Here is a 21,512-nt window from a genome sequence, read left to right on the forward strand (position 1 = left end):
GAGTATCAGTAGGAGTTCATTTTATACACCTCCCTACGATGCCATTCTACAAAACCCTCTCCAGGATAGTTGCCTTTTATGATTGGCAGAGCAATCTGCTTCCCAGCAAAATCCCAGAACAGTCTTCCAACTATCCCACTCCCATTCACCGCCTCGGACACGAGCAAACGCATATTCTCATCCAGCCCAATCGATCCTTTATCAAACGCCTTATGATGAATTGCACACAGCGCCAGCCCGTTGGGGATCTCACACGGTCCGCCAAACTGCTTCCACTTGATATGCGCGGCTTCAAGTCCAACAGAGGCGTCATCATGCCGCATGTTAAATCCGCAAATAGCACACTCGTAGTTATAAGCACGCAGCACCTGCTGACGGAACAGCGGATCGCGAACCTTACGGATTTGCTGGATATCAAAACCCATCTCATCCGCGATCTCTTCCTGAATACTTTCAGGAAAATGCGCTTCAAGGATCTGCTGCGCCAGCGAGCCGATCAGGTTTTTGTTCTTACTCAGCAACGCAAAGTGTTCTTCATCAAACCCGCCTGCAACGTTATGTTCCACAAGTTCTTTAACAGGCGGTTGCTTACTGCCAGTGGTCGAACAGAACTGAGTATTCTTCAGATCCCAAAATCCATCCCCTTTGAGCCGCCAGAAAGGCATATTCGGGTAATGCGCCTTCCTCTGTGGGCCAAAGCGTTCTAACAGGCCAAGCAGCTGCTCGTGGACCTCGGTTCCATAATCAAACAGTCGCGCATGCCCATGCTGATAGTTCGCAAGCACGTACAGAAGCAATAAAGGTTTATGCGGCGCACGCTGTTCGCCTTTGCGCCAGATGGTGATGTCGGCAATTGCCTGTTCGAGAGTTTTGCTGGAAGCCATCGCGTTACGGAAGAAGGTAAATAATTGCGATGATGCTCGCAAAATCCAGACCAATCAACCCGTAATCAACAAAAACATGACCTTACCGCACCCAACCCTATTTCCTGAATCCCCCACGCAAATTCAAAATTTACCCCACACCAAACCGCTGTATTTATATTCAGCCCTGTATAATGGGCACCAGAAATTACGCCGAACGGCAAAGGAAGTATCAAAGAGAATTTAATCGAGAATTCGCGATATGAAGGTGCTGCAACACCCCCATACCGCTAACCACAAACAACTATGAAGGAGTTGAAAATGGCTGCGACGAATTTTAAGCCAGAGTTTACGGTTTGCAAAACAGAATCAGACGCTTTCACCGGCATGATTGAAAACCGCGAGCTGGTACGCAAAAACAGCGCCCGTCGCCTACACGGCAACCCGCCTAACGCGGCGCCCGTCCACCCGCGCGCGGAAACGCCGCAGGACAGTGCTGCCTGCTGCGAACTGTATGCGCGCATAGACATGAAATACCTTCTTCTGGGCGGCGACTGGTTAACCCGTGCAGGCTTTATCAACGGCATGCCCGTGAAAATCCGCGCCATGAAAGACTGCATTGTGATTACGCCGCAGCATACAAGAGAATTATGGGGATGCCTGGAAGGTATGAGCGTGGTGAATATAAATAAACAGAAAGTCGCACAGTGGCTGAAGACCTTTCCAGGGGCGCTGAATGATACCGGTGATATACCGGCTGTTAAGCGTGGAACAGGGAAGGCGATGTCGGAGTAACCGTGCTTCCCATCTAATGTAACCCTTAAGTAATAAAACGGGCATGTCATCCCATGCCCGTTGTAAGTAAAAATCACTCGTGCTTTACCTGCTCTTTCACAGCTTTAACCAGCACAGCATGAAGTTCGCCAACGGTTAAATCGCGTATAACAGGTTCGGGTATGCCACGTACCCAGCGGATAAACCGACAGATGCCAAAAAAGTCTATACCTTCACCCGTAAACAGATACTCGTTCTCAGCAAGAGCGAACGTTTTCATATAGCCATCTTCTTCCGTGGCTAACTGAACGCCAAAAGCTTCTTCGCAGTCTTCCAGTAGGTCTTCGCCGGCCATACCACAAATATGTAAATCGGCCTCAATTTAAGGTTTATCACAACAAGGGCTTGAGCTTCTCTCAAAAAACTTAAATTGATGCCTTCTTTTGCCATTTCCAGGTGTTGGTTCATAGAGCCTGAATGTCCCTTTGGATATGTTTTCCATGAAATAAATCCTGCATCTACCAATTCGTTATGACTTTTCCCTGGATAAACAATCATTGCCTCATGTTTGTAATCATCTGTATAAGTCCGCCCTATAGTTTAAACGTAAGCTTTTTTTCTCGTTTCAGGGTTTTGAGCTATAAAGTACCGTCCAGATGTAAATTCTTAGGTTTTCGAAATGAGAAATGGGGCATTAGATATTTAATCTTCATTTAAAGCTCTCCTCCTGAAAGCTGAAAAATTAAATCGTCCGAGTAGAATATTTTACCTATGAGTTTTTCTAAAAGATGTGCCTGTTTTTTGTTTATATTATAAACACCGATGCCATACGAGAAGTCGGCTTCATCTTCATCTGAAATGCCCATAATGTCATACAGCGCAGCTACATTTCGCTGAGAGATTATGATTTCATAAAGTAAAAGTTCATCTGTTTTACTGTATACATCTATAGAGTAAACGATCATTGTTTTAATCCTAAAAAATCACTCAGACTTGAAGCAAGGTTTTCCATGAGGCTGACGCCACTCTTTTACTTCCTGGACAACGCCTTCTGGGCTATCAACTTTTCCATTTTCGGGATAAAAAATAAGATCTGCACCAGAGGTATGCTCTGCAAGCCGTTCGAACTCTCTAACCTGAAAATTATCATCTTCCTCTGTTTCACAATCGGCAGAGAATATTTTTTGTACTAAATATAAAAATTCACTTTCAGTGTAATTGCTTAATTTTTTCATACTTTTATCTAATTAAATTTTTTGCATACAATCCGCGCCCGAAAGCGCGGCATTGTTATTCCTTAAATCCGGATTTTCCATTTTCTCTGCGCCATTCCTTCACTTCTCTAACAATACCTTCTGGACTGTAATCTTTACCTTTCTCTGGATAAAAAATAACATCAGATCCATTAGGATGTTCAGAAAGACGTTCAAACTCTAAAACCAATAAACTTCCTTCTTCTTCTGTATCACTTGCGGCAGTACATATTTTTCTTACTAAGTCTAAAAATTCTTTTTCAGTATAATCGCTGATGGTTTTCATCCTAATTTCCTCGGTATATATCAATATGATGTTTAGGTGTTGTTATGCTCATATTATCTAGATCATATACAGCGCCGCCCTGATTTATAGGATTAATGCGATGTGTCTCATACCGTTTTTTTACCGACTCTATATATTGTAGGGATAAGGGAAGAGGCTCACCTCTGAATTTTTGATTGATCTTTTTCATCTTGACGGAGATTTTTAGCATGCCCGATACGATTATCGGGCAATGCCTCTCACCATTTATCCCTATAGTCAAAAGAAACCTGATAGTCATAAATGGCGGGGGTTATTTTATGTAAGAAGTGGGGTTGGAGAATGGGTATCCATTCGGGTTCAACATCAAAAAAACCATTATTAACGTTCCCCTTAGTTGGTAGGCCAAGATCTTTTGTCATGATCTGAGCATCATCGCCAAAATCTAAAGAAAATTCATTTCCTTCACCTAACTCAGTTTCTTTATCATACCACTGTAATCTTAATCTTAATCCCATAATAAGCCTCATAAATAAGATTTAATATTTCTACCTTTTACGGCAGGTTTCAAAATTTCACCAGTTTTATAATCAATAGAGCCGAGATGCTCGCCGTCACTAGCTCTGTATTCTTCGAGTTCGCCATGCTGAGAATCCCATTCATATATTCTTCGTCCTTTCGAATCAACCCATCTTGCCCTTTTACCACTACCACCCTGTTTGGGCGTTTTCGCTTTCACCTCTCTTAAACCACTTAATCCTGTAATTTCGCTGGTTTTTGGTGCTTGATGATAATCATGTCCATCTTCAGGTAATCCACTGCGGCGTTTCCCGCTGAGATAGACATAAATCGGCGGCACCCCGCCCACCGGCAGAATCAGAATATAATCCGCAAACGTCTTCTCTTCCGGTGTCGGGCTGGTCGTCGCACCAATCCCCGTATCCTCCGGCAGCGGATCAACCACAACCGGGTTCGGTATCCGTACCGGGTTGTGATTGCCCGTATCCCACGGCTTATTCTCTCCGGTGCGGTCCGGTGTCCAGATGAGGGTGATACCGGGGGCTTCTTCGGTAGTAAAGGTATATGCCTTGCGTTGGCTATCCCACTCCACCCTGCGAACGCGCACGCTGTCTTTGCCCGGCGGCGTATGCCAGCCGCGCGGCGTCAGGCTACCGCTGGCATCGTTCTCCCAGGTGAAGCGAACGCGGGTAGGGGCTTCCCGCATCTGTTCGGCGCGCATCCTGTCGATAAAATCCTGCTCGCCGTCGTTCAGCTTGCCGGGATACATCCCTATCAGCAGCCCTGCGACAGGTGCACCAAAGCCTCCCGTGGCTATTTCGCCAAGTGCAGCGCCGCGCACGGCCCAGGTGCCAGGAGTGATTGTGCGCCCGCCAACCAGTACGAGTTCGCTGGCATCGGCTATCGCGGTCCGCGCGCTCCAGGCCCTCTCTTCGGCCGCAACGGCAGCCTGATAGTCCATCTCCTCGTGATGCCCATTCCACCAGAGATAAAGCGCGCTGCGTTGCTTGGGTTTTGGGAGCACCTTACGCTTTGCCGCCTGGGCGTGTTGTGGGGCACTGTTGGGTATGGCCTGGTAAAACGCCATCTCGGCGAAGTTGGTGTGCGGCTCACTTCCGGTGCCTGCATCGTTACAGCCTTCACCGCGCAGGCAGGATTTCGCAAAGACCCGGTTGCGATCGCGTTCTTCTGCTTGTCGCTGCGCTTCGGCCTCTTGCTCTTTTCGGCGTGCTGCGAGCATGGCCTGATGCTTTTCCTGTGCGATCTGTTCAGGAGAGGGGCCGGAGCCGAGCCACTCTCCCGATGGGGCGATCACGCGGTTGGTTCCGTGCGGGCAGCCACAAATGACGACAGAACCATCGACGGCTGAGGTTTGTCCCATCCAGTTAACGCGAGGTTCGCCGTCTGCAACAACGCCCTGTTTGCCGCATTTAGGGCATGCTGTAGTTTTATCGCCAACGCGGATAACGCCGCGACCGTGCTCGGTGCAGTTGGGCAGGGTGCTACAACATATTGCGCCGGAGGTCGTTCTGTCGCCGTGCAGCGCCTGACCGCGGCCGTAGTTCGTGGAACGGTAGCCCATGGCCTATTCTCCGGGCCAGGTTAAGAAATCCTCCTGAGGTGGAATACCTTCGCGGGTGACAAGATAAGTACTGCCGAGCGGCGTGCTGATAATTTCGTCATCGTTATCAAGCAGGCTACCTACCAGGGCAACGCCTTGCCTTTTCCATGAAAAGGCAGTTCCTGCTGACGTCATGATCATGGCGAGTCTTCCATCCGGATAGCCTACAAAATCCCCTTCAACAATCACGCTGGTGTAACTCCCATCGTCCATGAGCATTGTGGCTTCACGATCGACGGGAAGTACCACGCCGCCCATTCGGGTCTGGCTGCCAGCCGTGGCAATCCGCCAGATGGCGGTGACGGGATGTTGTCGATGAAACGCTTCCTGTTCGGCAATAATGGCGCGCGCGTCCTCAGGCATGGCGGCCAGTTGTTCATCGGAAAAAGGCGAACAATCTATTTCCGCTTTTAATTCATCTGTGAATTCATTGGTATAAAGCTGCATGACAATTCCTTGTAGGGGCAGAAGAGTAAATGCAGCAATGCTAGGTTTTAGCCTGTAAGGCGAATATACATAAAGTGGTTAATAAGTCGGGCTAAAATCCGAAATAAATATCCAGATTGATATTGGTTATCTTTTAAAGAAGGGATAGTAATGGTTCCTGTTAATTATAAATGTAATATTCGTTGAATTGCCGATAAATAATATTATGCAGCGCATGTATTATTTGAATACATACGCTGCATGACGTTATTTTAAAACACCGGCACCCCCAGCCCAACCTTCACCTCCCTCAGCGTCCCCTGCGTCACCCCCTGCGCCCGTTCGGTCCCGCGCTTCAGCATCGCCATCAGCTCGCCCTTATCCTGCATGTACATCGCCCTCCGCTCCCGCATCGGCGCAATTAGCTCCTGCAAACACGCCTCCAGCTCGTTCTTGCAAACCCGGTCACCCAGCCCGCCTGCCTGGTAGTGCGCTTTCATCGCCGCCACTTTCTCCTTGTCCGGATGAAACGCGTCGAGGTACGTAAACACCACGTTCCCCTCAATTTGCCCCGGGTCGCTCATCTTCAGGTGGTTCGGGTCGGTGTACATGGCGCTGACTGCACGGTGAATCGTCTCTTCGCTGGCCGAAAGATGCAGCGTGTTGCCCAGCGATTTCGACATCTTGGCGCTGCCGTCGATGCCGGGCAGGCGGCTGGTGTCGCTCAGCATCGCCTTACAGTGGCGGAGCACCGGGGCGGGCAGCAGGCTGTTCATCTTGTGCACAATCTCGTTGGTCTGCTCAATCATCGGCAGCTGGTCGTCGCCGACGGGCACGCACTCGGCCTTGAACGCGGTGATGTCCGCCGCCTGGCTGATGGGGTAGGCCATAAACCCGACCGGCAGCGAGCGGGCAAAGCCTTTCTGCGCAATCTCGTTTTTTACCGTCGGATTACGCTCCACGCGGGCAACGGTGACGATATTCATATACAGCATCGTCAGCTCGGCGAGGGCGGGCAGGGCGGACTGCAGGCAGATCGTGGTCAGGTTCGGGTCAATGCCGGCGGCGAGGTAGTCGGCCAGCACTTCGGGGATGTTGTCTCGAATTTTCTGCGGGTTGCTGCCGTTGTCGGTCAGCCCCTGCAGGTCGGCAATCAGCACAAACTGGTTGTGTGTCTGCTGCAGCGCCACGCGCTGGCGCAGCGATCCAACGTAGTGACCAAGGTGCAGCGGGCCGGTTGGGCGGTCGCCGGTGAGGATGGTTGGCGTGTTCATAAAGACTCCTTAATGTGCAATTGCCGAAAGGGGTCTTAGAAATGTGAAAGCCGCCTTTCGGCGGCTATCTGAAAATGGGAAAAACTACTCCGTGCCGCCTTTAGGAAGGCAGCCACCAGCGGTTTACGGTGAGCACGGCGTGGTTTATGTTCATCTCTTTACCGTACCACGTCCGGCGCGAAAAACAAAAGGGCACGTCATGCTGCAATCACTCAACCACCTGACCCTCGCGGTCAGCGACCTGCAAAAAAGCGTCAGCTTCTGGCACGAGCTGCTGGGGCTTGCGCTGCACGCCCGCTGGAATACCGGGGCTTATCTCACCTGCGGCGATCTGTGGGTCTGCCTGTCGTACGACGAGGCGCGCCAGTACGTGCCGCCGCAGGAGAGCGACTATACCCATTATGCGTTTACCGTGGCGGAGGAGGATTATGAAGTGTTCTCGCAAAGGCTTGAGCAGGCGGGCGTTACCGTCTGGAAACAGAACAAAAGCGAGGGGCGTCGTTCTATTTTCTCGACCCGGACGGGCACAAGCTGGAGCTGCACGTGGGCAGCCTCGCCGCGCGGCTGGCGGCGTGTCGCGAGAAGCCCTATGCAGGTATGGTGTTTACCTCAGACGAGGCTTGAGGCGCGCACCTTCAGCCTGCCCGCCAGCGTCACGTGCGTGGCGGCATCTTCCTGATTGCACAGGTACTCCACCGCCAGCCGTCCCAGCTCGCTGTAGGGCAGCTGGATACTGGTCAGCGGCGGGGTGAGCTGCTCGGAGATCTTCTGGTCGTCGTAGCCCGCCAGCAGCATGTCCTGCGGGATGCGCACGCCGTTCACCGCCAGCGCCTGATAGCAGCCAATCGCCAGCCAGTCGCTGGCGCAGAAGATGGCGTCCGGGCGCTCGGCCAGTTCCAGTAGGGACGCTGTCGCGGTAAAGGACTCGCTGAACTGCCAGTTGGTCTGGCGCACCAGGTTGTCATCACACGCGAGTCCGGCCTGCTGTAGTGCCGCCTGGTACCCCGCCAGACGCTGGCGGGAGGCTTCCATCCAGCTCTCCCCGGTGATGTGGGCGATGCGCGTGGCTCCGCAGGCGATGAGGTGTTTCGTCACCTGGAAAGCGTTGGCGTAGTCGTCCGGGATAAACGACGGCAGCAGCGGCGAGCCGGGGTCGCGCTGGTTGAGCAGCACCAGCGGGATGCGGGTGCAGTCCTGGAACGCCGTCATGTCCACCAGCGTGGTGACCGGGGAAGCAAGAATAATCCCGATGCAGTTGCGCTTCTCCAGCTGGCGAATGATGTTCAGCGCCAGCTCGATGTCGTCGCCGTAGTCGTAGACGGTGAGCAGGGTCTCGTTGCGCCACGCCGCTTCCCGCGCCTGGCTGATGGCGTCAATAAACGGGTCGAAGCTCTGCATGGAGCTGACCAGCAGGGCGATCTCTTCCTGGTTGCGCGGGGCGTGTACGGCGGGGAGGCGGTCGTAGCCGAGCTCGGTGGCCACATTAATGACCCGCTGGCGTGTGTCGTCGCTAAGCTTGATGTTGCGGGACTGGTTAAGCACCAGCGATACCGTCGCCTGCGACACCCCTGCCGCCCGCGCAATATCGTTCATCGTCACTTTCGTTTTTCGCTTCATCCGTCCTCTCCCTTTCGCGACTTCGCATCATACCCTAACCGCACGCTTTAGCGCCGTCGATCACGTTTCTCATTCATCGAAGCGCGAACTTTGTGAGGGGCATCGCTTTTCTTCGTGCGAGAAATTGCGCATTTATCCCGCGGCTAATATTTATTAGCTAAATATTATCAGTAAGAGGACGCGTAATGAAAGAGCAGTGGAGCAGGGAGCAGGCACAGGCGTGGTATGAACAAAAAGGCTGGCTGTGCGGGTTTAACTACCTGCCGTCGACGGCGGCGAACTGGACTGATATCTGGCAGGAAGAGACTTTCGATGCCGAAACCATCGACCGCGAGCTGGGTTGGGCGGCGGACGCGGGTTACAACACCCTGCGCATCAACCTGCCGTTTATCGTCTGGGAGCACGATCGCGACGGACTGATGGCGCGCATCGACCGGTTTTTGACGATTGCCGACGGTCACGGGTTCAGCACCATGCTGACCCTGATGGACGATTGCGGCTTCTCCGGCGACGAGCCGTATCTCGGCCCGCAAAAGCCACCGGTGCCGGGCAAGCACAACAGCCAGGCAGCGGCGAGTCCGGGGCGAGACAAAGTGTGCGATCTCGACTGCTGGCCGCAGATTGAGCGCTATATCCGCGACGTTGTTCGCCAGTTTCGTGAAGACGGGCGCGTGCTGCTGTGGGATCTCTATAACGAGCCGGGCAACCGTGGCATTTTCGCGACGGGTACGCAGGAGGTGCAGTACGACGCGAAGCTGGAGACCTGTGCCCACGAGCTCATGAAGCTGGCGTTCCAGTGGGTGCGTGAAGAAGACCCAACCCAGCCGCTCACGGTCTGCGCGTGGCGAGTCCCGCCGGAAGAGGAGGGTGAGACGTTCTTCCAGCATCCGCTGGACCAGACCGCGCTGGCGCTCTCGGACGTGGTGAGCTTCCACGCCTACACCAACACCGGGCGGATGACGGCGATTATTCAGCAGCTACAGGCGCTCGGGCGCCCGCTGTTCTGCACCGAATGGCTGGCGCGCCACGTGGGCAGCACCATCGAAGAGCAACTTCCGCTGATGTACATGGCGAAAGTCGCGCCGTATCAGTGGGGGCTGGTGCGCGGTAAAACCCAGACGTGGCTGCCGTGGCCGGTGGTGATGAAGGAGTCCACGGACTACTGCCGCCTCTGGTTCCACGACGTGTTCGAGGAAAACGGTATTCCGTTCTCGCGCCGTGAAATCGCGCTGATGCAGAAGTTTCGTCAGATCGCCCCGAAAGCGCAGGGCTAATCATATTGCCCCGGTGCCTGTCGCCGGGTAATCAGGTACGCACTATGGCAACGATAATGAAAATACCGTCTCGCGAGTTGTGGTCTTATTTTGGTTATGGTTTAGGTCAGTGTTTTAGCTTTGGTTTAGTGGGTTCGTTTATTAACTATTTTTACACCGACGTGCTGGGGATCTCGGCGCTGGCGGCGAGTACCATCTTCCTGATTGCCCGCGCGTGGGACGCGGTTCACGATCCGCTGTTTGCCAGCATTATGGACACCATTAACAGCCGGTTCGGCAAGTTTCGCCACTTTTTACTGATTGCTCCGTTGCTGATCACCGGCGTCACGCTGCTGTCGTTCTATAAAATCGAAGCGGACATGACCACCAAAATCCTCTACGCCGGGGTGACCTACATCCTGTGGGGGACGCTGTACGCTATCTCCGATATCCCGTTCTGGTCGATGTCGTCGGTGATGACCAACGACTCCGCCCAGCGCACCCGCGCGGTAACGGCGGCGATGCTCGGGGTAAACGCCGGGATTGCCTGCGCCAACATCTTCTTCCCGAAACTGGCGGCATTTTTTGCTCAGCACAGCAACGATAAAGGCTACTTTATGGCGGCGCTGGTGATGATGCTGGTGGGCCTGCCGCTGATGCTCAACGGCTTTATGCAGATCAAAGAGCGCGTGCCGCCAAGCCCGGAAAAGGTGACGATGCGTGATACCTTCCACAACCTGCGCCAGAACAAGCCGCTGTTTATCGTCCTGCTGTCGTTCTTCTTCTGCGTGTTCCATAACGTGGCGGGCGGTCTGTATATCTACTTCTTTATCAACAACCTGGGCGACGGCAGCCTGCAAATGGCGATTGGCGTGATGGGGATAGTGGCGGCGGTGCTGTGCCTGGTCGCCCCGATGCTGACGCGCCGGATGCAGAAGCGGAAGCTGTTTATGATCCTCTGCGGGCTGGACGTGGCGGTGCGCGTGGTGATGTGGTTTGTCGGCTATCAGCAGGTGACGATGCTGTTCATTCTGCTCGGCCTGAGCACCCTGTTCGTGATGATGACCAACATCCTCACCTCGTCGATGATTGCCGACACCATCGAGTACGCGGAGTACCACACTAACAAGCGCTGCGCGGCGATCACCTTCTCGGGGCAGACCTTTACCGGCAAGATGTCGGTGGCGGTGGGCGGCGGGTTAATCGGCGTGTTCTTGACGATGATTGGCTACGTGCCGCAGGCGCAAATCCAGAGCGAGAGCGTGCTGTCGGGGCTGTTCTTCGGGATTTGCCTGCTGCCGGCGATAGGGTCGCTGATCCGAATGGGCTTTATGTCGCGCTTTACCTTTACCGAGGAGAAGCATGCGGAGATTTGTCGACTGCTGGCGGAGCGCAACGCGTCTGTGAAAGCGCCGGGTGACGGCTACGCCTTACCCGGACTACAAAACCAACCCTTGTAGGTCAGATAAGCGAAGCCCAAAAGGCTTCGCTTTTAATCGTTTGCTCCGACCAGCTCAATCTGTGTTACCGTTCGGAACCCGGTGCGGCAGCTGCAATCTTATAAACTCCCTCGCTGTCTGTCTCAGAGGACTTTGACCGGTAAAACAGGCTACACTCTGGTTTTGAGCGCGATAAGCTGAGGAAATAACAATGCACTACACACTGAAAGAAAGTGACAAGGATAAGGCCGAAGGGGCAAACGGCGCAGGCGCGCTGCAGCAAAAACTGCTGGAATCCCGTTCGATTGTCATCTCTGGTGAGATCAACCAGGAACTGGCGCAGAAAGTTATCACCCAGATGATCCTGCTGCAAAGCGTAAGTAACGATCCGATCAAACTGTACATCAACAGCCAGGGCGGCCACGTGGAAGCGGGTGATACCATCCACGACTTCATTAAATTCATCCGTCCGGACGTGCACGTCATTGGCACCGGCTGGGTCGCGAGCGCCGGGATCACCATCTTCCTGGCGGCGAAAAAAGAACACCGCTACTCGCTGCCAAATACCCGTTTCATGATCCACCAGCCGCTGGGCGGCGTACGTGGTCAGGCGACGGACATCGAAATCGAAGCGCGTGAGATCATCCGTATGCTGGATCGCGTGAACAAGCTGATTGCTGACGCCACCGGCCAGCCGCTGGAAAAAGTGAAAAAAGACACCGACCGTAACTTCTGGATGTCTCCGGCTGAAGCGCTGGATTACGGTATCGTGGGTAAACTGATTACCCATTATGACGAGTTGAAGCTCGATTAAGCGCTAATATCGTGTATGTGTCGGGTAGTGGCTTCGCCTTACCCGACCTACGCAAGCTCGTTTGACCCATGACAAGTTCCCCCTCCACCGTCTCCCCTATAATCGCGCCTGTTTCCCCTCTCACTGGTGCTACCCATGGCGTATCAACTGAACCTGAACTGGCCGGAATTTCTCGAAAAATACTGGCAGAAAAAACCCGTTGTGCTGAAAAATGCCTTCCCGAATTTTGTTGACCCGATTACCCCGGACGAGCTGGCTGGCCTGGCGATGGAGCCTGAAGTCGATAGCCGTCTGGTGAGTCATTTCAACGGTAAATGGCAGGCCAGCAATGGTCCGTTCGAGCACTTTGATGGTCTGGGTGAAACCGGCTGGTCGCTGTTGGCACAGGCGGTGAACCACTGGCATATGCCTGCGGCGGAGCTGGTGCGTCCGTTCCGCGTATTGCCAGACTGGCGTCTGGACGACCTGATGATCTCCTTCTCTGTTCCGGGTGGTGGCGTAGGCCCGCATATCGATCAGTACGATGTGTTTATCATTCAGGGGATGGGTAGCCGCCGCTGGCGCGTGGGGGACAAGCTGCCAATGCGTCAGTTCTGCCCGCATCCGGCGCTGCTGCATGTCGATCCATTCGAGCCGATCATCGACGAAGATCTGGCTCCGGGAGATATCCTCTATATTCCACCAGGATTCCCGCACGACGGCTTTACCCATGAAACCGCGCTGAACTACTCGGTCGGTTTCCGTGGGCCAAATGGCCGCGATCTGATCAGCAGTTTTGCCGATTACGCGCTGGAAAACGATCTGGGGGGAGAGCATTACAGCGATCCGGATCTGACCTGCCGCGAACACCCCGGCCGCGTGGAGCAGTATGAACTCGATCGTATTCGCCAGATGATGATCGATATGATCAGCAAACCTGACGATTTCACGAAGTGGTTCGGCAGCTTTGTTTCTACGCCGCGTCACGAGCTGGATATTGCTGCTGCGGAACCGCCGTACTCAACAGAAGAGGTGCTCGATGCGCTGCAGGGCGGCGAAAGGTTATCTCGCCTGAGCGGGCTGCGCGTGCTGAACATTAACGGCAGCTTCTTTATCAACAGTGAACTGCTGGAAACGGTGGATGCGAAGGCCGCAGATGCGCTGTGCCGCTACACCGAACTCGGTCAGGCCGAGCTGGGCGATGCGCTGAAAAACCCGGCGTTTGTCGATGAGCTCACCGGGCTGATTAACCAGGGATACTGGTACTTCGACGAGTAGTGCTGCACGGTTTTCTCCCTCTCCCTGTGGGAGAGGGCCGGGGTGAGGGCATCAGGCCGCACTAGCCCTCCTCCATCGCAATCACAATCGCCTCACCCATCTTCTTCAGTGCATCACGATTTTTGTCCGTCGGGGGCAGCGCCACGTTGATCCGCAGGCAGTTGCGATACTTCCCGGAGGCGGAAAACAGCGACCCGGCCGCCGCCTGGATCTTCAGCCGACACAGTTGTTTGCTGACGCACACCATATCCACTTTCTCTGGCAGCTCAACCCACAGCAGGAAACTTCCCTGCGGTCGCGTCACGCAAATCCCTGCCGGAAAATACTGCCGTACCCAGCAGGTGTAGGTTTCCATATTCTGCTGATAAATCTGACGCATACGGCGCACGTGGCGATGATAATGGCCGTCGCGAATAAACGCCGCCACCGCCATCTGGGTGCCGGGCACGTTAAAGCCACCTGCGGCGTATTTCATGTGCATCACCCGGTCATAATAGCGTCCCGGGACAATCCAGCCGACGCGCAGACCTGGCGCAACGGTTTTGGTAAATGAGCTACAGAGGATCACGCGACCATCAATATCCATCGAATGGATGGTGCGCGGACGCGGGTACTCCGCCGCCAGCTCGCCGTAGATATCATCTTCCACGATCACGATGTCGTGCCGCTGGGCCAGAGCCAGCACCTGCTTTTTACGCGCTTCCGGCATGATGAATCCCAGCGGGTTATTGCAGTTTGGCACCAGGATCACCGCTTTAATCGGCCACTGTTCCAGCGCCAGTTCTAACGCCTCAATGCTGATCCCGGTTTCAGGATCGGTGGGAATTTCAATCGCCTTGATGTCAAAGCCGCGCAGCATCTGCATGGTGCCGTGAAACGACGGCGACTCGACCGCCACGATATCACCCGGCTTGCAGACCGAGAGCAGGGCAATCGACAGCGCGCCGTGGCAGCCGTTGGTGATCACAATCTCATTCGCCGCTACGGTCGAGCCGCCATCCAGCATCAGGCGGGCGATCTGCTCGCGCAGCTCAAGACGGCCGTCAAGCACGTCATAGCTCAGCATCTCGCTCGGGTTATGCTGCGCAATACGGCTCATCTCGCGCCACAGAGGCTTCAGGCTCGGCTGGTTAATATCCGGCGAACCGCCACCGAAGGAGATCATCTCTTTGTCGGCGCGGGCATCAAGCAGCATCATCACCTCATCCCATTGTGTCACGTCCACGGGCCGCTGCACCGGTCGCGTCATGGCGGGAACGGGGGGCTGGGCTTTACGTTGTGAGACAAAATAGCCGGAACGCGGCTGGGGGGTGATCAGCTGGAGATTTTCGAGGATCTGATACGCCTGCTGTATGGTGCTGATACTCACGCCGTGCTCCTGGCTCAGCGCACGTACCGACGGTAAACGTTCTCCGCTGCGATACAGCCCTTGTTCAATGCGTTCTGCCAGAAGGTTGGCAAGATGTTGGTAGCGCGTCATGCTGTATCCTTTGTTTTCACCATACAGATTGTAAAACCAGTACAGATTGCCGCAAAAAACGGCATGCAGATACTGTTTTAGCGGATCTGTATGTTAAACAAAAGCTGTTTTTGAATCTGTATTGTGCATGCCGTTTTCCCTGATGATATCCCCACTGGCACAGCGAGGAGAGCATCATGGAATTCTATGAGAATCGTTCAAAACGTCCGTTTATTGCGTTTGTCTGGATCGCGAAAACGCTACGCAACTGGTACCGCATCAACCGTACCCGCCGCATTCTGAGTCAGATGAGCGACGAGCAGCTCAGGGATGTTGGGTTGTCGCGATATGATGTGTGATCCACGTCGCCGCCGGGTGGCGGCTGCGCCTTACCCGGCCTACTCGATCCCGTAGGCCCGGTAAGCGTAGCGCCACCGGGCGATTTTCAGCTCAACAGCGCAAGCGTCTGCCGTTTCGGTCTTTCCAGCAGCTCAATCGCCTCCTGATATGTCCGCACGTTGTTATACCCCATCACCAGCCCATAGCGTTTACCCGACCCGCGATACCATTCCGAAAGCGCATTCACCTGCAACTGTTGTTCCTGCCAGCAACGGGCGATTTCTCTGTCGCAACTGCCTTTCGTCAGAAAGGCCACGATATGCATCCCGCCATCGTTTTGCTCGGTGAAAAACAGATCGCCATACACCTCGCGCAGGGCGGCAATCATCCAGTCGCGGCGGGTCTGGTATAGCGCGCGCATCTTTTTCAGGTGACGGAAAAAATGGCCTTCGTTGAGAAACGCGGTGAGGATCTTTTGCGTCAGCACCGGCTGGCCGCTGGTGGTGATGTCAGCACAGTCGGTAAACGCCCCGACGGTGCTGGCGGGCATCACCACGTAACCCATGCGCAGTGACGGCATAATGGTTTTACTGAAGGTGCCCATAAAAATCACCCGGTCGTGCGGATCGAGGCTTTTCAGCGACGGCAGCACCTTACGGGTGTAGTGAAACTCCCCGTCGTAATCGTCTTCGATAATCCAAGCCGCGTTCTGGCTTGCCCAGTCGAGCAGCTGCTGCTTGCGCGGCAGGGAGAGCGTCACCGCCAGTGGGCTCTGGTGCGACGGGGTGACAATGACAAAACGCGCATCGCGATGGTGACGAAGTAGATAATCTGTATCGAGGCCGCAGCGATCGACCGGCACCGTGTGCAGGCGCGGGACGATCCGCTTGAGCAACTGCTGGCCCATAAAGTAGCCCGGATCTTCAAATACCACCTTATCGCTGCGGCTGGCGAGGGTGTCGAGGATCAGGCGCAGGCTGCCGCTGTAGCCGCTGGTAATCAGCACCTGTTCGGCGCTGCAGGAGAGCCCGCGCGAGATGTTGAGGTAGCTGGCGATGGCCTGGCGCAGCGGATACCAGCCCGGAACAGGCGGGTTGAGCATCTCCTCCTGGCGCATGGCGCGCGTTGCCTGGCCTGCCAGCAGCAGCCATTTTTTATACGGGAAGCTGTCGAGCGCGGGGATGCCGGGTCGCAGAAAACCGGCCCGTTCGCGCTGGCTGATAAGCGATGCCGGAAGCGTGCCGGTGGGCTGTTCCGCAGGGGCATTTTTATCCGGTAACAGTAAATCCGGGTTGACCCGCGTGCCGCGCGCACCCTGGCTCACCAGATACCCTTCGCCCGTCAGGATGGCATAGGCCGTTTCGACGGTTTTGCGCGCCACCTTCAGCTCTTCCGCCAGCACGCGGATGGCAGGCACCTTATCGCCCGGCTTCAGCACGCCGCGGATGATGTTGTCGCGATAGCGGGAATAAATTTCGTGATAGCCCGGCTTCATGTCCTACCTCATTTCACGCTTTTTGTATCTTTTTACTATGTCATGAACGGCGTAGATTTGCCGCATCGCATGACACATGCCGCACATAAAGAGGAAAGACAATGAGCACTCGCGTTAACCACCATAAAGCCACCCCCGCCCTCGCCAACGCGCTGTCTGCCCTGAGTATGGAGGTGGCGAAAACCTCCATCGACCCGGCGCTGAAACACCTGATCGACATTCGCGTGTCGCAGCTGAACGGCTGTACCTTCTGCCTGGATATGCACTCGAAAGAGGCCAAAATTGCCGGCGAGCGCGAGCTGCGCCTGTATCATCTGGCGGCGTGGCGCGAGTCCCCGCTGTTCAGCGCTCGCGAAAAAGCCGCGCTGGCCTTCACCGAAGCGCTGACCCAGATTGGCGTGCATGGCGTGAGCGATGCGCTCTACCGCAGCGTGGCGGAGCATTTCTCGGACGTCGAGATTTCAGAGCTGAACTTCGCCATCGTGGCCATCAACGCCTGGAACCGCCTGGGGATCACGTCCCGCATGGCACCTGGCTCGCTGGACGCGGCTTACGGGCTGAATAAGGCTAACCTGGAATAATCCCGCGCTCGCGGATCATCGCCACCAGCGCCCGTAGTCCTGGCGGGACGTGGCGGTGTCCGGGGTAATACAGACGCAGCCCGGCAAACGGCTGCGCCCAGTCGTTCAGGACGCTCACCAGTTCTCCACTCTCAAGCTCTTCCCGAATATACAGTTCCGGCAAAAATCCAACGCCTAATCCCGCTTTCACGGCGCGAATCGAAGCAAAAAGGTCGGAGGTCGCAAAGCGCGGTGGCACGGCAAGCGCGTACGTTTCCCCCCGACGCGCCAGCTCCCAACGGTAGATCCCGCCGTGGGCCATACGCATACCGATCCCCTGGTGTTGCAGCAGATCGTCCGGCGTCTCGGGTATGCCGTGCTGGGCGAAATAGCCCGGCGTAGCGGTGACAAGCTGGCGGATCTCTCCGGTCAGCGGCACGGCGATCATGTCCTGAGGCACGGACTCTTCAAGGCGGATCCCCGCGTCATAGCCTTCAGCAACGATGTCGATCATCTTTGCTTCGCTTACTGTTTCCACGCGCATTTTCGGGTAGCGGATCATAAAGTCGATCAGCAACTGATCCATGAATAGCGTGCCGATATTGTTTGGCACGTTCAGGCGCAGCGTTCCGGCGGGTTCCCCGGTATCGCTGTGGATCTCCTCGCTGGCGAGACGAATCTCCTGCAGGGCTGGGCCAATACGTGCCGCGTAGCGCTGTCCGGCGTCGGTGAGCGCTACGCTGCGGGTGGTGCGGTTAAAAAGGCGGATATCAAGGCGACTCTCCAGCCCGGCGATGGCATTGCTCACCGCCGTGGCGGACATCCCCAGCTCCTGCGCCGCGCCGCGAAAGCTACCGCGCCGCACGACGGCCATTACCACTTCCAGCTCTGTCAGACCTGAACGATGCATAGATTATCCTGAAAATCGAAACAACCCTTGCAGCATAGCGTGGATTATCGCAACGGAGAAGCCGTGCCAGACTGTCCTCACACAGCCTCAGGAGGGTTATATGCACACTATCGAACAGATCTTTATTAACGGCGAATTTGTTACCCCGCACGGCACCGAACGGTTTGATTTGTACAACCCGGCGACGGCGCAGGTCATAGGGCAGGTCCGCCTGGCGGATGAGGTTGACGCCGGGCGCGCCATCGCGGCGGCGAAAGCGGCATTTCCGGCATGGTCGCAAACCTCAAAGCAGGAGCGCATCGCAGCGCTGAAGCGTATGCACGCGGCTGTGGTGGCCCGTCATGACGATTTGCTGGAAGCCGTCATCGAAGAGTACGGCGCGCCGGCCTCGCGCTCGGCGTGGATGGCCAGCTATCCGGCAGATGTTATTGCTCAGGCGATAGAGGCGCTGGAGGCGTTTGAATTCGTTACCCCCGCAGGCGCAGCAACGGTGCAGATGAGCCCGCTGGGTGTAGCCGGGCTGATTACGCCGTGGAACAGCGACGCGGGCTTTATCTGCGGCAAGCTGGCAGCCGCGTTGGCAGCGGGCTGTACGGCAGTTATCAAGCCGAGCGAAATGAGCGCTCTGCAAACCCAGATTGTCACCGAAGCGCTGCGTGATGCCGCGCTGCCGCCGGGCGTGTTTAATATCGTCACCGGGCGCGGCGAGACGGTGGGTGACACCATCAGCCGCCATCCGGACGTGGCAAAAATTTCGTTCACCGGTTCGACGAATACCGGTAAGGCTATCCTGCGCAACGCGGCGGAAAGCTTTAAGCGCGTGACCCTGGAGTTAGGCGGTAAATCGCCGACGGTCCTGCTGGATGATGTGGATCTGGTTCAGGCGATCCCGCTTGTGATTCAGGCCGGGTTTATGAACAGCGGGCAGGCGTGTGTGGCCGGAACGCGCATTCTGGTGCCGCAGTCGCGTAAGTTGGAGATCGAAACCACGCTGGCGCAGGCAGTGGCGGCGGTGAAATCCGGTGACCCGCGCGATAGCGAAACGGATGTCGGCCCGATGGTCAGCGAAAAGCAGTGGCAGCGGGTGCAGGGCTATATCCGCAAGGGCACAGAAGAGGGAGCACGCCTGCTGGCAGGCGGTGAAGGGCGACCGGAAGGCACGCAGGACGGCTGGTTTGTGCGCCCGACGCTGTTTGCGGACGTGAATAACCAGATGACGATTGCCCGCGACGAGATTTTTGGCCCGGTGCTGTGCGTGATCCCCTATCAGGACGAGGCGGAGGCTGTCGCCATTGCCAACGACACCGAGTATGGCCTGAGTGCGGTGGTACTGGGCGGTGATGTTGAGCGTGCGCGTCGCGTGGCGCAGCAGATTGTCTCCGGTCGCGTGCTGATAAACACGCTTGCTCATGAACCGAAAGCACCGTTCGGCGGGTTTAAGCACTCTGGCGTGGGGCGTGAGATGGGCGAGTGGGGGATTCGGGCGTTTATGGAGCCGAGGTCAATTCTGGGCTAAAACTTCGCTATTTACCGAAGCATTGTGCTTATCCATCCCGCATGCTCTCCTCAACATCACCACGGAGAGACCCTCATGATCGCAGTTATTTTCGAAGCCAAAGCCGCGCCAGCCCATCAGGCGCGCTATCTTAAGCTTGCCGCAGAGCTTAAGCCTTTGCTGGCCGACATCGACGGCTTTATTGATATCGAACGTTTTCAGAGCCTGACCACCGACGGCAAAATTCTGTCCCTTTCCTGGTGGCGTGACGAAGAGGCTATCCGTCACTGGAAGCAGAACGTTTTTCACCAGGCGGCGCAGGCTGAAGGACGGGCGTCAATTTTTGCGTACTACCGCATTCGGGTGGCGCAGATGGTGCGGGAGTATAGTTCCGAAACCGGAGGGCATGCCGATGTATGACCTTCACGTGATTTTCAGCGACGGGCCCGACGAACTGGCGCGCTTTGGGCAGCTGTTAGGCCGCAACGGCGTGGGGCTGGAGGGCGGTGGCGTATTTGGTACCGATGCCCATTTTCTCGTTGAGGATGGAGAAAAAGCGCAACGTGTTCTGATGGCGGCAGGATTTACCGTGCAGGCGGTGCGCAAGCCGATTATCAGGAAACTCAGGCAGGAGCGGCCCGGCGAGTTAGGCGACATCGCGGCGGCGCTGGCGGCACGCGGTGTGTCTATTCTTACTCAGTATAGCGACCACGCAAATCACCTTATTCTGCTGACGGATGATGATAAGCTGGCCGCTGAGATCACCGAACCCTGGGCGACCCATGTTAAAAACGAGCTTACCGCCAGATAACAGTGCGGTGCTGGAACAGGCCATTGCAGCGGTGGCGGCGGCAATGGCCGATCCGTCGCGCGTGAAAATGCTCTGCGCGCTGATGGACGGGCGCGCGTGGACGGCTACCGAACTGAGCACCGCGGCAGATGTTGCACCGTCGACTGCCAGCGGGCATCTCGCCCGGCTGCTTGAAGGGCAACTGATTACCTGCCTGTCGCAAGGGAGGCATCGCTATTATCGCCTTGCCGGGCACGACGTGGCGGCGCTGGTGGAGCAGATGATGGGGCTTTCGTGGAGCCGCATTACTCCACCGGAAACCACCGCGCCGAAAGCCATGCGGGAAGCCCGGACCTGCTACGACCATCTGGCGGGTACGGTGGCGGTGCAGATCTACGATTTCATGCAGGCTGAAGGCTGGCTGGAGGCAGACGGTTCAGCGCTGACCCTGTATGGCCGGGAGCAGTTCCTGACGCTCGGCATTTCGTTAAGCGCTCATCCGCGCCGGAAGGCCTGCTGCGCCTGCCTCGACTGGAGCGAGCGGCGGTTTCATCTTGGCGGAGAGGCGGGCGCGGCGCTGCTTACTCATTTGGAAAGTAAAGGCTGGATCCAGCGGGTGGCGGGGTATCGGGAGGTGGTGGTGACGGCTTCGGGGAAGAGCGCTGTAAAGAGGCTTTTTAGCCGCTAAACTCCGCTGCGGGCTGAGGAATCCCAGTAATTTTTTACCTGAAGCGATTAACGTTTCTTCGGCAAAATTAACGGCTTACAGCAACTCCCTGGTCCGGCTGTAAATCGCCGAAGCGTTTCCGTAAGGCCGGGGCGCAGGGATGCGCCGAGAGGGCGTGGCCTGCAGGGATGCAGGCTCATGCCCGACCCGATAGCCTGAAGGAATAAGCTGAGGGTACCGCGAAGCGGCGATTTACCGCCGGGAGCCCGGGTCGCCAGGGCGGCGGCGATTGAGCCGCCCTGGCACGTTCACAGGTCATGCTGTTACAGAGTAGCAAGGAACATAAAGTGAACGGAATAACCTCCACAGCCGTATGTTCCCCCTCACCCCAGCCCTCTCCCATAGGGAGAGGGAGAATATCG

Annotated in this window: 26 protein-coding genes and 1 pseudogene; 12 read left to right on the top strand and 15 right to left on the bottom strand. The window is 55.9% G+C overall.

What is annotated here, in order from left to right; genetic code table 11:
• Positions 1–5: 5 nt before the first annotated feature.
• A complete protein-coding gene (locus ACJ9Y9_RS03120; RefSeq protein WP_028016515.1) occupies positions 6–884 on the bottom strand; it encodes a phosphorothioated DNA-binding restriction endonuclease in 879 nt (292 codons plus the stop codon).
• A gap of 300 nt (positions 885–1,184) precedes the next feature.
• Between ACJ9Y9_RS03120 and ACJ9Y9_RS03125 the strand changes: the two genes are divergently transcribed.
• Complete coding sequence (locus ACJ9Y9_RS03125) at positions 1,185–1,658, top strand: SymE family type I addiction module toxin (protein ID WP_080282756.1); 474 nt, start codon at positions 1,185–1,187, stop codon at positions 1,656–1,658.
• Positions 1,659–1,731: 73 nt separating this feature from the next.
• On the opposite strand, the gene ACJ9Y9_RS03130 is transcribed toward ACJ9Y9_RS03125, so the two are convergent.
• The 10 genes from ACJ9Y9_RS03130 to trpS form a co-directional block, all read right to left on the bottom strand.
• Positions 1,732–1,992, bottom strand: coding sequence for a hypothetical protein (locus ACJ9Y9_RS03130; RefSeq protein WP_229255527.1), 261 nt, complete (start codon positions 1,990–1,992; stop codon positions 1,732–1,734).
• Entirely contained in the window at positions 1,938–2,195 is a 258-nt protein-coding gene (locus ACJ9Y9_RS03135; protein WP_229255524.1) for a DUF6392 family protein, read from the bottom strand. The genes ACJ9Y9_RS03130 and ACJ9Y9_RS03135 overlap by 55 nt, the downstream gene beginning before the upstream one ends.
• Positions 2,196–2,350: 155 nt before the next feature.
• Entirely contained in the window at positions 2,351–2,602 is a 252-nt protein-coding gene (locus ACJ9Y9_RS03140) for a hypothetical protein (RefSeq protein WP_028016517.1), read from the bottom strand.
• An 18-nt stretch (positions 2,603–2,620) separates the two neighbouring features.
• A complete protein-coding gene (locus tag ACJ9Y9_RS03145; protein WP_072032682.1) occupies positions 2,621–2,872 on the bottom strand; it encodes a bacteriocin immunity protein in 252 nt (83 codons plus the stop codon).
• A gap of 55 nt (positions 2,873–2,927) precedes the next feature.
• Positions 2,928–3,176 carry a bacteriocin immunity protein gene (locus ACJ9Y9_RS03150; protein WP_028016519.1) on the bottom strand — a complete coding sequence of 83 codons (249 nt, stop codon included), beginning with the start codon at positions 3,174–3,176 and terminating at the stop codon, positions 2,928–2,930.
• 1 nt (position 3,177) lies between these two features.
• On the bottom strand, positions 3,178–3,456 hold the full coding sequence (locus ACJ9Y9_RS03155; protein ID WP_323686928.1) for an HNH endonuclease: 279 nt from the start codon (positions 3,454–3,456) through the stop codon (positions 3,178–3,180).
• Positions 3,416–3,673: a colicin E3-like toxin immunity protein gene (locus tag ACJ9Y9_RS03160; RefSeq protein WP_028016520.1), complete on the bottom strand. Its 258-nt coding sequence runs from the start codon at positions 3,671–3,673 to the stop codon at positions 3,416–3,418. The genes ACJ9Y9_RS03155 and ACJ9Y9_RS03160 overlap by 41 nt, the downstream gene beginning before the upstream one ends.
• 8 nt (positions 3,674–3,681) lie before the next feature.
• Positions 3,682–5,256, bottom strand: a complete 1,575-nt coding sequence (locus ACJ9Y9_RS03165; RefSeq protein WP_028016521.1) for an S-type pyocin domain-containing protein — start codon at positions 5,254–5,256, stop codon at positions 3,682–3,684.
• A gap of 3 nt (positions 5,257–5,259) precedes the next feature.
• Positions 5,260–5,742 (bottom strand): hypothetical protein, encoded by a 483-nt coding sequence (locus ACJ9Y9_RS03170; RefSeq protein WP_028016522.1) that lies wholly within the window; start codon positions 5,740–5,742, stop codon positions 5,260–5,262.
• Between the two features lie 251 nt (positions 5,743–5,993).
• The gene (trpS, locus tag ACJ9Y9_RS03175; RefSeq protein WP_028016523.1) at positions 5,994–6,995 is read right to left on the bottom strand and encodes a tryptophan--tRNA ligase; all 1,002 of its coding nucleotides are present in this window, start codon (positions 6,993–6,995) and stop codon (positions 5,994–5,996) included.
• A gap of 199 nt (positions 6,996–7,194) precedes the next feature.
• On the opposite strand from trpS, the pseudogene fosA reads away from it, so the two are divergent.
• Positions 7,195–7,619: pseudogene (gene fosA / locus ACJ9Y9_RS03180) on the top strand (FosA/FosA2 family fosfomycin resistance glutathione transferase).
• Here fosA and ACJ9Y9_RS03185 read toward each other — a convergent pair.
• Complete coding sequence (locus ACJ9Y9_RS03185; protein WP_028016525.1) at positions 7,605–8,612, bottom strand: LacI family DNA-binding transcriptional regulator; 1,008 nt, start codon at positions 8,610–8,612, stop codon at positions 7,605–7,607. The pseudogene fosA and the gene ACJ9Y9_RS03185 overlap by 15 nt on opposite strands.
• A gap of 185 nt (positions 8,613–8,797) precedes the next feature.
• Here ACJ9Y9_RS03185 and ACJ9Y9_RS03190 point away from each other — a divergent pair, with 185 nt between their 5' ends.
• From ACJ9Y9_RS03190 to ACJ9Y9_RS03205, 4 genes are all read left to right on the top strand, one after another.
• A complete protein-coding gene (locus tag ACJ9Y9_RS03190; protein WP_407226065.1) occupies positions 8,798–9,886 on the top strand; it encodes a cellulase family glycosylhydrolase in 1,089 nt (362 codons plus the stop codon).
• A gap of 44 nt (positions 9,887–9,930) precedes the next feature.
• Positions 9,931–11,325, top strand: a complete 1,395-nt coding sequence (locus ACJ9Y9_RS03195; RefSeq protein ID WP_028016527.1) for an MFS transporter — start codon at positions 9,931–9,933, stop codon at positions 11,323–11,325.
• A gap of 190 nt (positions 11,326–11,515) precedes the next feature.
• Complete coding sequence (locus ACJ9Y9_RS03200; protein WP_028016528.1) at positions 11,516–12,118, top strand: ATP-dependent Clp protease proteolytic subunit; 603 nt, start codon at positions 11,516–11,518, stop codon at positions 12,116–12,118.
• Positions 12,119–12,253: 135 nt separating this feature from the next.
• Positions 12,254–13,375, top strand: coding sequence for a cupin domain-containing protein (locus tag ACJ9Y9_RS03205; protein ID WP_028016529.1), 1,122 nt, complete (start codon positions 12,254–12,256; stop codon positions 13,373–13,375).
• 61 nt (positions 13,376–13,436) lie between these two features.
• On the opposite strand, the gene ACJ9Y9_RS03210 is transcribed toward ACJ9Y9_RS03205, so the two are convergent.
• On the bottom strand, positions 13,437–14,855 hold the full coding sequence (locus tag ACJ9Y9_RS03210) for a PLP-dependent aminotransferase family protein (protein ID WP_028016530.1): 1,419 nt from the start codon (positions 14,853–14,855) through the stop codon (positions 13,437–13,439).
• Positions 14,856–15,031: 176 nt separating this feature from the next.
• Between ACJ9Y9_RS03210 and ACJ9Y9_RS03215 the strand changes: the two genes are divergently transcribed.
• The gene (locus ACJ9Y9_RS03215; RefSeq protein ID WP_032666760.1) at positions 15,032–15,193 is read left to right on the top strand and encodes a DUF1127 domain-containing protein; all 162 of its coding nucleotides are present in this window, start codon (positions 15,032–15,034) and stop codon (positions 15,191–15,193) included.
• A gap of 86 nt (positions 15,194–15,279) precedes the next feature.
• Here ACJ9Y9_RS03215 and ACJ9Y9_RS03220 read toward each other — a convergent pair whose 3' ends face one another.
• Positions 15,280–16,668, bottom strand: a complete 1,389-nt coding sequence (locus tag ACJ9Y9_RS03220; RefSeq protein WP_028016531.1) for a PLP-dependent aminotransferase family protein — start codon at positions 16,666–16,668, stop codon at positions 15,280–15,282.
• Positions 16,669–16,769: 101 nt separating this feature from the next.
• On the opposite strand from ACJ9Y9_RS03220, the gene ACJ9Y9_RS03225 reads away from it, so the two are divergent.
• Positions 16,770–17,249, top strand: coding sequence for a carboxymuconolactone decarboxylase family protein (locus ACJ9Y9_RS03225; RefSeq protein ID WP_008501331.1), 480 nt, complete (start codon positions 16,770–16,772; stop codon positions 17,247–17,249).
• On the opposite strand, the gene ACJ9Y9_RS03230 is transcribed toward ACJ9Y9_RS03225, so the two are convergent.
• Complete coding sequence (locus ACJ9Y9_RS03230; protein ID WP_028016532.1) at positions 17,236–18,138, bottom strand: LysR family transcriptional regulator; 903 nt, start codon at positions 18,136–18,138, stop codon at positions 17,236–17,238. The genes ACJ9Y9_RS03225 and ACJ9Y9_RS03230 overlap by 14 nt on opposite strands.
• Positions 18,139–18,238: 100 nt before the next feature.
• Here ACJ9Y9_RS03230 and ACJ9Y9_RS03235 point away from each other — a divergent pair, with 100 nt between their 5' ends.
• The 4 genes from ACJ9Y9_RS03235 (at position 18,239) to ACJ9Y9_RS03250 (ending at position 21,111) form a co-directional block, all read left to right on the top strand.
• Positions 18,239–19,654, top strand: a complete 1,416-nt coding sequence (locus ACJ9Y9_RS03235; protein WP_028016533.1) for an aldehyde dehydrogenase family protein — start codon at positions 18,239–18,241, stop codon at positions 19,652–19,654.
• Between the two features lie 75 nt (positions 19,655–19,729).
• A complete protein-coding gene (locus ACJ9Y9_RS03240; protein WP_028016534.1) occupies positions 19,730–20,053 on the top strand; it encodes an antibiotic biosynthesis monooxygenase in 324 nt (107 codons plus the stop codon).
• Positions 20,046–20,444, top strand: a complete 399-nt coding sequence (locus ACJ9Y9_RS03245; protein ID WP_028016535.1) for a hypothetical protein — start codon at positions 20,046–20,048, stop codon at positions 20,442–20,444. Before ACJ9Y9_RS03240 ends, ACJ9Y9_RS03245 begins: the two co-directional genes overlap by 8 nt.
• Positions 20,416–21,111 (top strand): helix-turn-helix transcriptional regulator, encoded by a 696-nt coding sequence (locus ACJ9Y9_RS03250; protein ID WP_028016536.1) that lies wholly within the window; start codon positions 20,416–20,418, stop codon positions 21,109–21,111. The genes ACJ9Y9_RS03245 and ACJ9Y9_RS03250 overlap by 29 nt, the downstream gene beginning before the upstream one ends.
• Positions 21,112–21,512 lie beyond the last annotated feature (401 nt).

This window comes from Enterobacter sp. CPE_E1241, from assembly GCF_045618265.1.
Taxonomy (GTDB): Bacteria; Pseudomonadota; Gammaproteobacteria; order Enterobacterales; family Enterobacteriaceae; genus Enterobacter; species Enterobacter adelaidei.

What these genes read in the sequence shown, in the direction of transcription:
- ACJ9Y9_RS03120 (WP_028016515.1), bottom strand. Translation starts at nt 884, where the DNA reads ATGGCTTCCAGCAAAACTCTCGAACAGGCAATTGCCGACATCACCATC.
- ACJ9Y9_RS03125 (WP_080282756.1), top strand. Translation starts at nt 1,185, where the DNA reads ATGGCTGCGACGAATTTTAAGCCAGAGTTTACGGTTTGCAAAACAGAA.
- ACJ9Y9_RS03130 (WP_229255527.1), bottom strand. Translation starts at nt 1,992, where the DNA reads ATGGCCGGCGAAGACCTACTGGAAGACTGCGAAGAAGCTTTTGGCGTT.
- ACJ9Y9_RS03135 (WP_229255524.1), bottom strand. Translation starts at nt 2,195, where the DNA reads ATGATTGTTTATCCAGGGAAAAGTCATAACGAATTGGTAGATGCAGGA.
- ACJ9Y9_RS03140 (WP_028016517.1), bottom strand. Translation starts at nt 2,602, where the DNA reads ATGATCGTTTACTCTATAGATGTATACAGTAAAACAGATGAACTTTTA.
- ACJ9Y9_RS03145 (WP_072032682.1), bottom strand. Translation starts at nt 2,872, where the DNA reads ATGAAAAAATTAAGCAATTACACTGAAAGTGAATTTTTATATTTAGTA.
- ACJ9Y9_RS03150 (WP_028016519.1), bottom strand. Translation starts at nt 3,176, where the DNA reads ATGAAAACCATCAGCGATTATACTGAAAAAGAATTTTTAGACTTAGTA.
- ACJ9Y9_RS03155 (WP_323686928.1), bottom strand. Translation starts at nt 3,456, where the DNA reads ATGACTATCAGGTTTCTTTTGACTATAGGGATAAATGGTGAGAGGCAT.
- ACJ9Y9_RS03160 (WP_028016520.1), bottom strand. Translation starts at nt 3,673, where the DNA reads ATGGGATTAAGATTAAGATTACAGTGGTATGATAAAGAAACTGAGTTA.
- ACJ9Y9_RS03165 (WP_028016521.1), bottom strand. Translation starts at nt 5,256, where the DNA reads ATGGGCTACCGTTCCACGAACTACGGCCGCGGTCAGGCGCTGCACGGC.
- ACJ9Y9_RS03170 (WP_028016522.1), bottom strand. Translation starts at nt 5,742, where the DNA reads ATGCAGCTTTATACCAATGAATTCACAGATGAATTAAAAGCGGAAATA.
- trpS (WP_028016523.1), bottom strand. Translation starts at nt 6,995, where the DNA reads ATGAACACGCCAACCATCCTCACCGGCGACCGCCCAACCGGCCCGCTG.
- ACJ9Y9_RS03185 (WP_028016525.1), bottom strand. Translation starts at nt 8,612, where the DNA reads ATGAAGCGAAAAACGAAAGTGACGATGAACGATATTGCGCGGGCGGCA.
- ACJ9Y9_RS03190 (WP_407226065.1), top strand. Translation starts at nt 8,798, where the DNA reads ATGAAAGAGCAGTGGAGCAGGGAGCAGGCACAGGCGTGGTATGAACAA.
- ACJ9Y9_RS03195 (WP_028016527.1), top strand. Translation starts at nt 9,931, where the DNA reads ATGGCAACGATAATGAAAATACCGTCTCGCGAGTTGTGGTCTTATTTT.
- ACJ9Y9_RS03200 (WP_028016528.1), top strand. Translation starts at nt 11,516, where the DNA reads ATGCACTACACACTGAAAGAAAGTGACAAGGATAAGGCCGAAGGGGCA.
- ACJ9Y9_RS03205 (WP_028016529.1), top strand. Translation starts at nt 12,254, where the DNA reads ATGGCGTATCAACTGAACCTGAACTGGCCGGAATTTCTCGAAAAATAC.
- ACJ9Y9_RS03210 (WP_028016530.1), bottom strand. Translation starts at nt 14,855, where the DNA reads ATGACGCGCTACCAACATCTTGCCAACCTTCTGGCAGAACGCATTGAA.
- ACJ9Y9_RS03215 (WP_032666760.1), top strand. Translation starts at nt 15,032, where the DNA reads ATGGAATTCTATGAGAATCGTTCAAAACGTCCGTTTATTGCGTTTGTC.
- ACJ9Y9_RS03220 (WP_028016531.1), bottom strand. Translation starts at nt 16,668, where the DNA reads ATGAAGCCGGGCTATCACGAAATTTATTCCCGCTATCGCGACAACATC.
- ACJ9Y9_RS03225 (WP_008501331.1), top strand. Translation starts at nt 16,770, where the DNA reads ATGAGCACTCGCGTTAACCACCATAAAGCCACCCCCGCCCTCGCCAAC.
- ACJ9Y9_RS03230 (WP_028016532.1), bottom strand. Translation starts at nt 18,138, where the DNA reads ATGCATCGTTCAGGTCTGACAGAGCTGGAAGTGGTAATGGCCGTCGTG.
- ACJ9Y9_RS03235 (WP_028016533.1), top strand. Translation starts at nt 18,239, where the DNA reads ATGCACACTATCGAACAGATCTTTATTAACGGCGAATTTGTTACCCCG.
- ACJ9Y9_RS03240 (WP_028016534.1), top strand. Translation starts at nt 19,730, where the DNA reads ATGATCGCAGTTATTTTCGAAGCCAAAGCCGCGCCAGCCCATCAGGCG.
- ACJ9Y9_RS03245 (WP_028016535.1), top strand. Translation starts at nt 20,046, where the DNA reads ATGTATGACCTTCACGTGATTTTCAGCGACGGGCCCGACGAACTGGCG.
- ACJ9Y9_RS03250 (WP_028016536.1), top strand. Translation starts at nt 20,416, where the DNA reads ATGTTAAAAACGAGCTTACCGCCAGATAACAGTGCGGTGCTGGAACAG.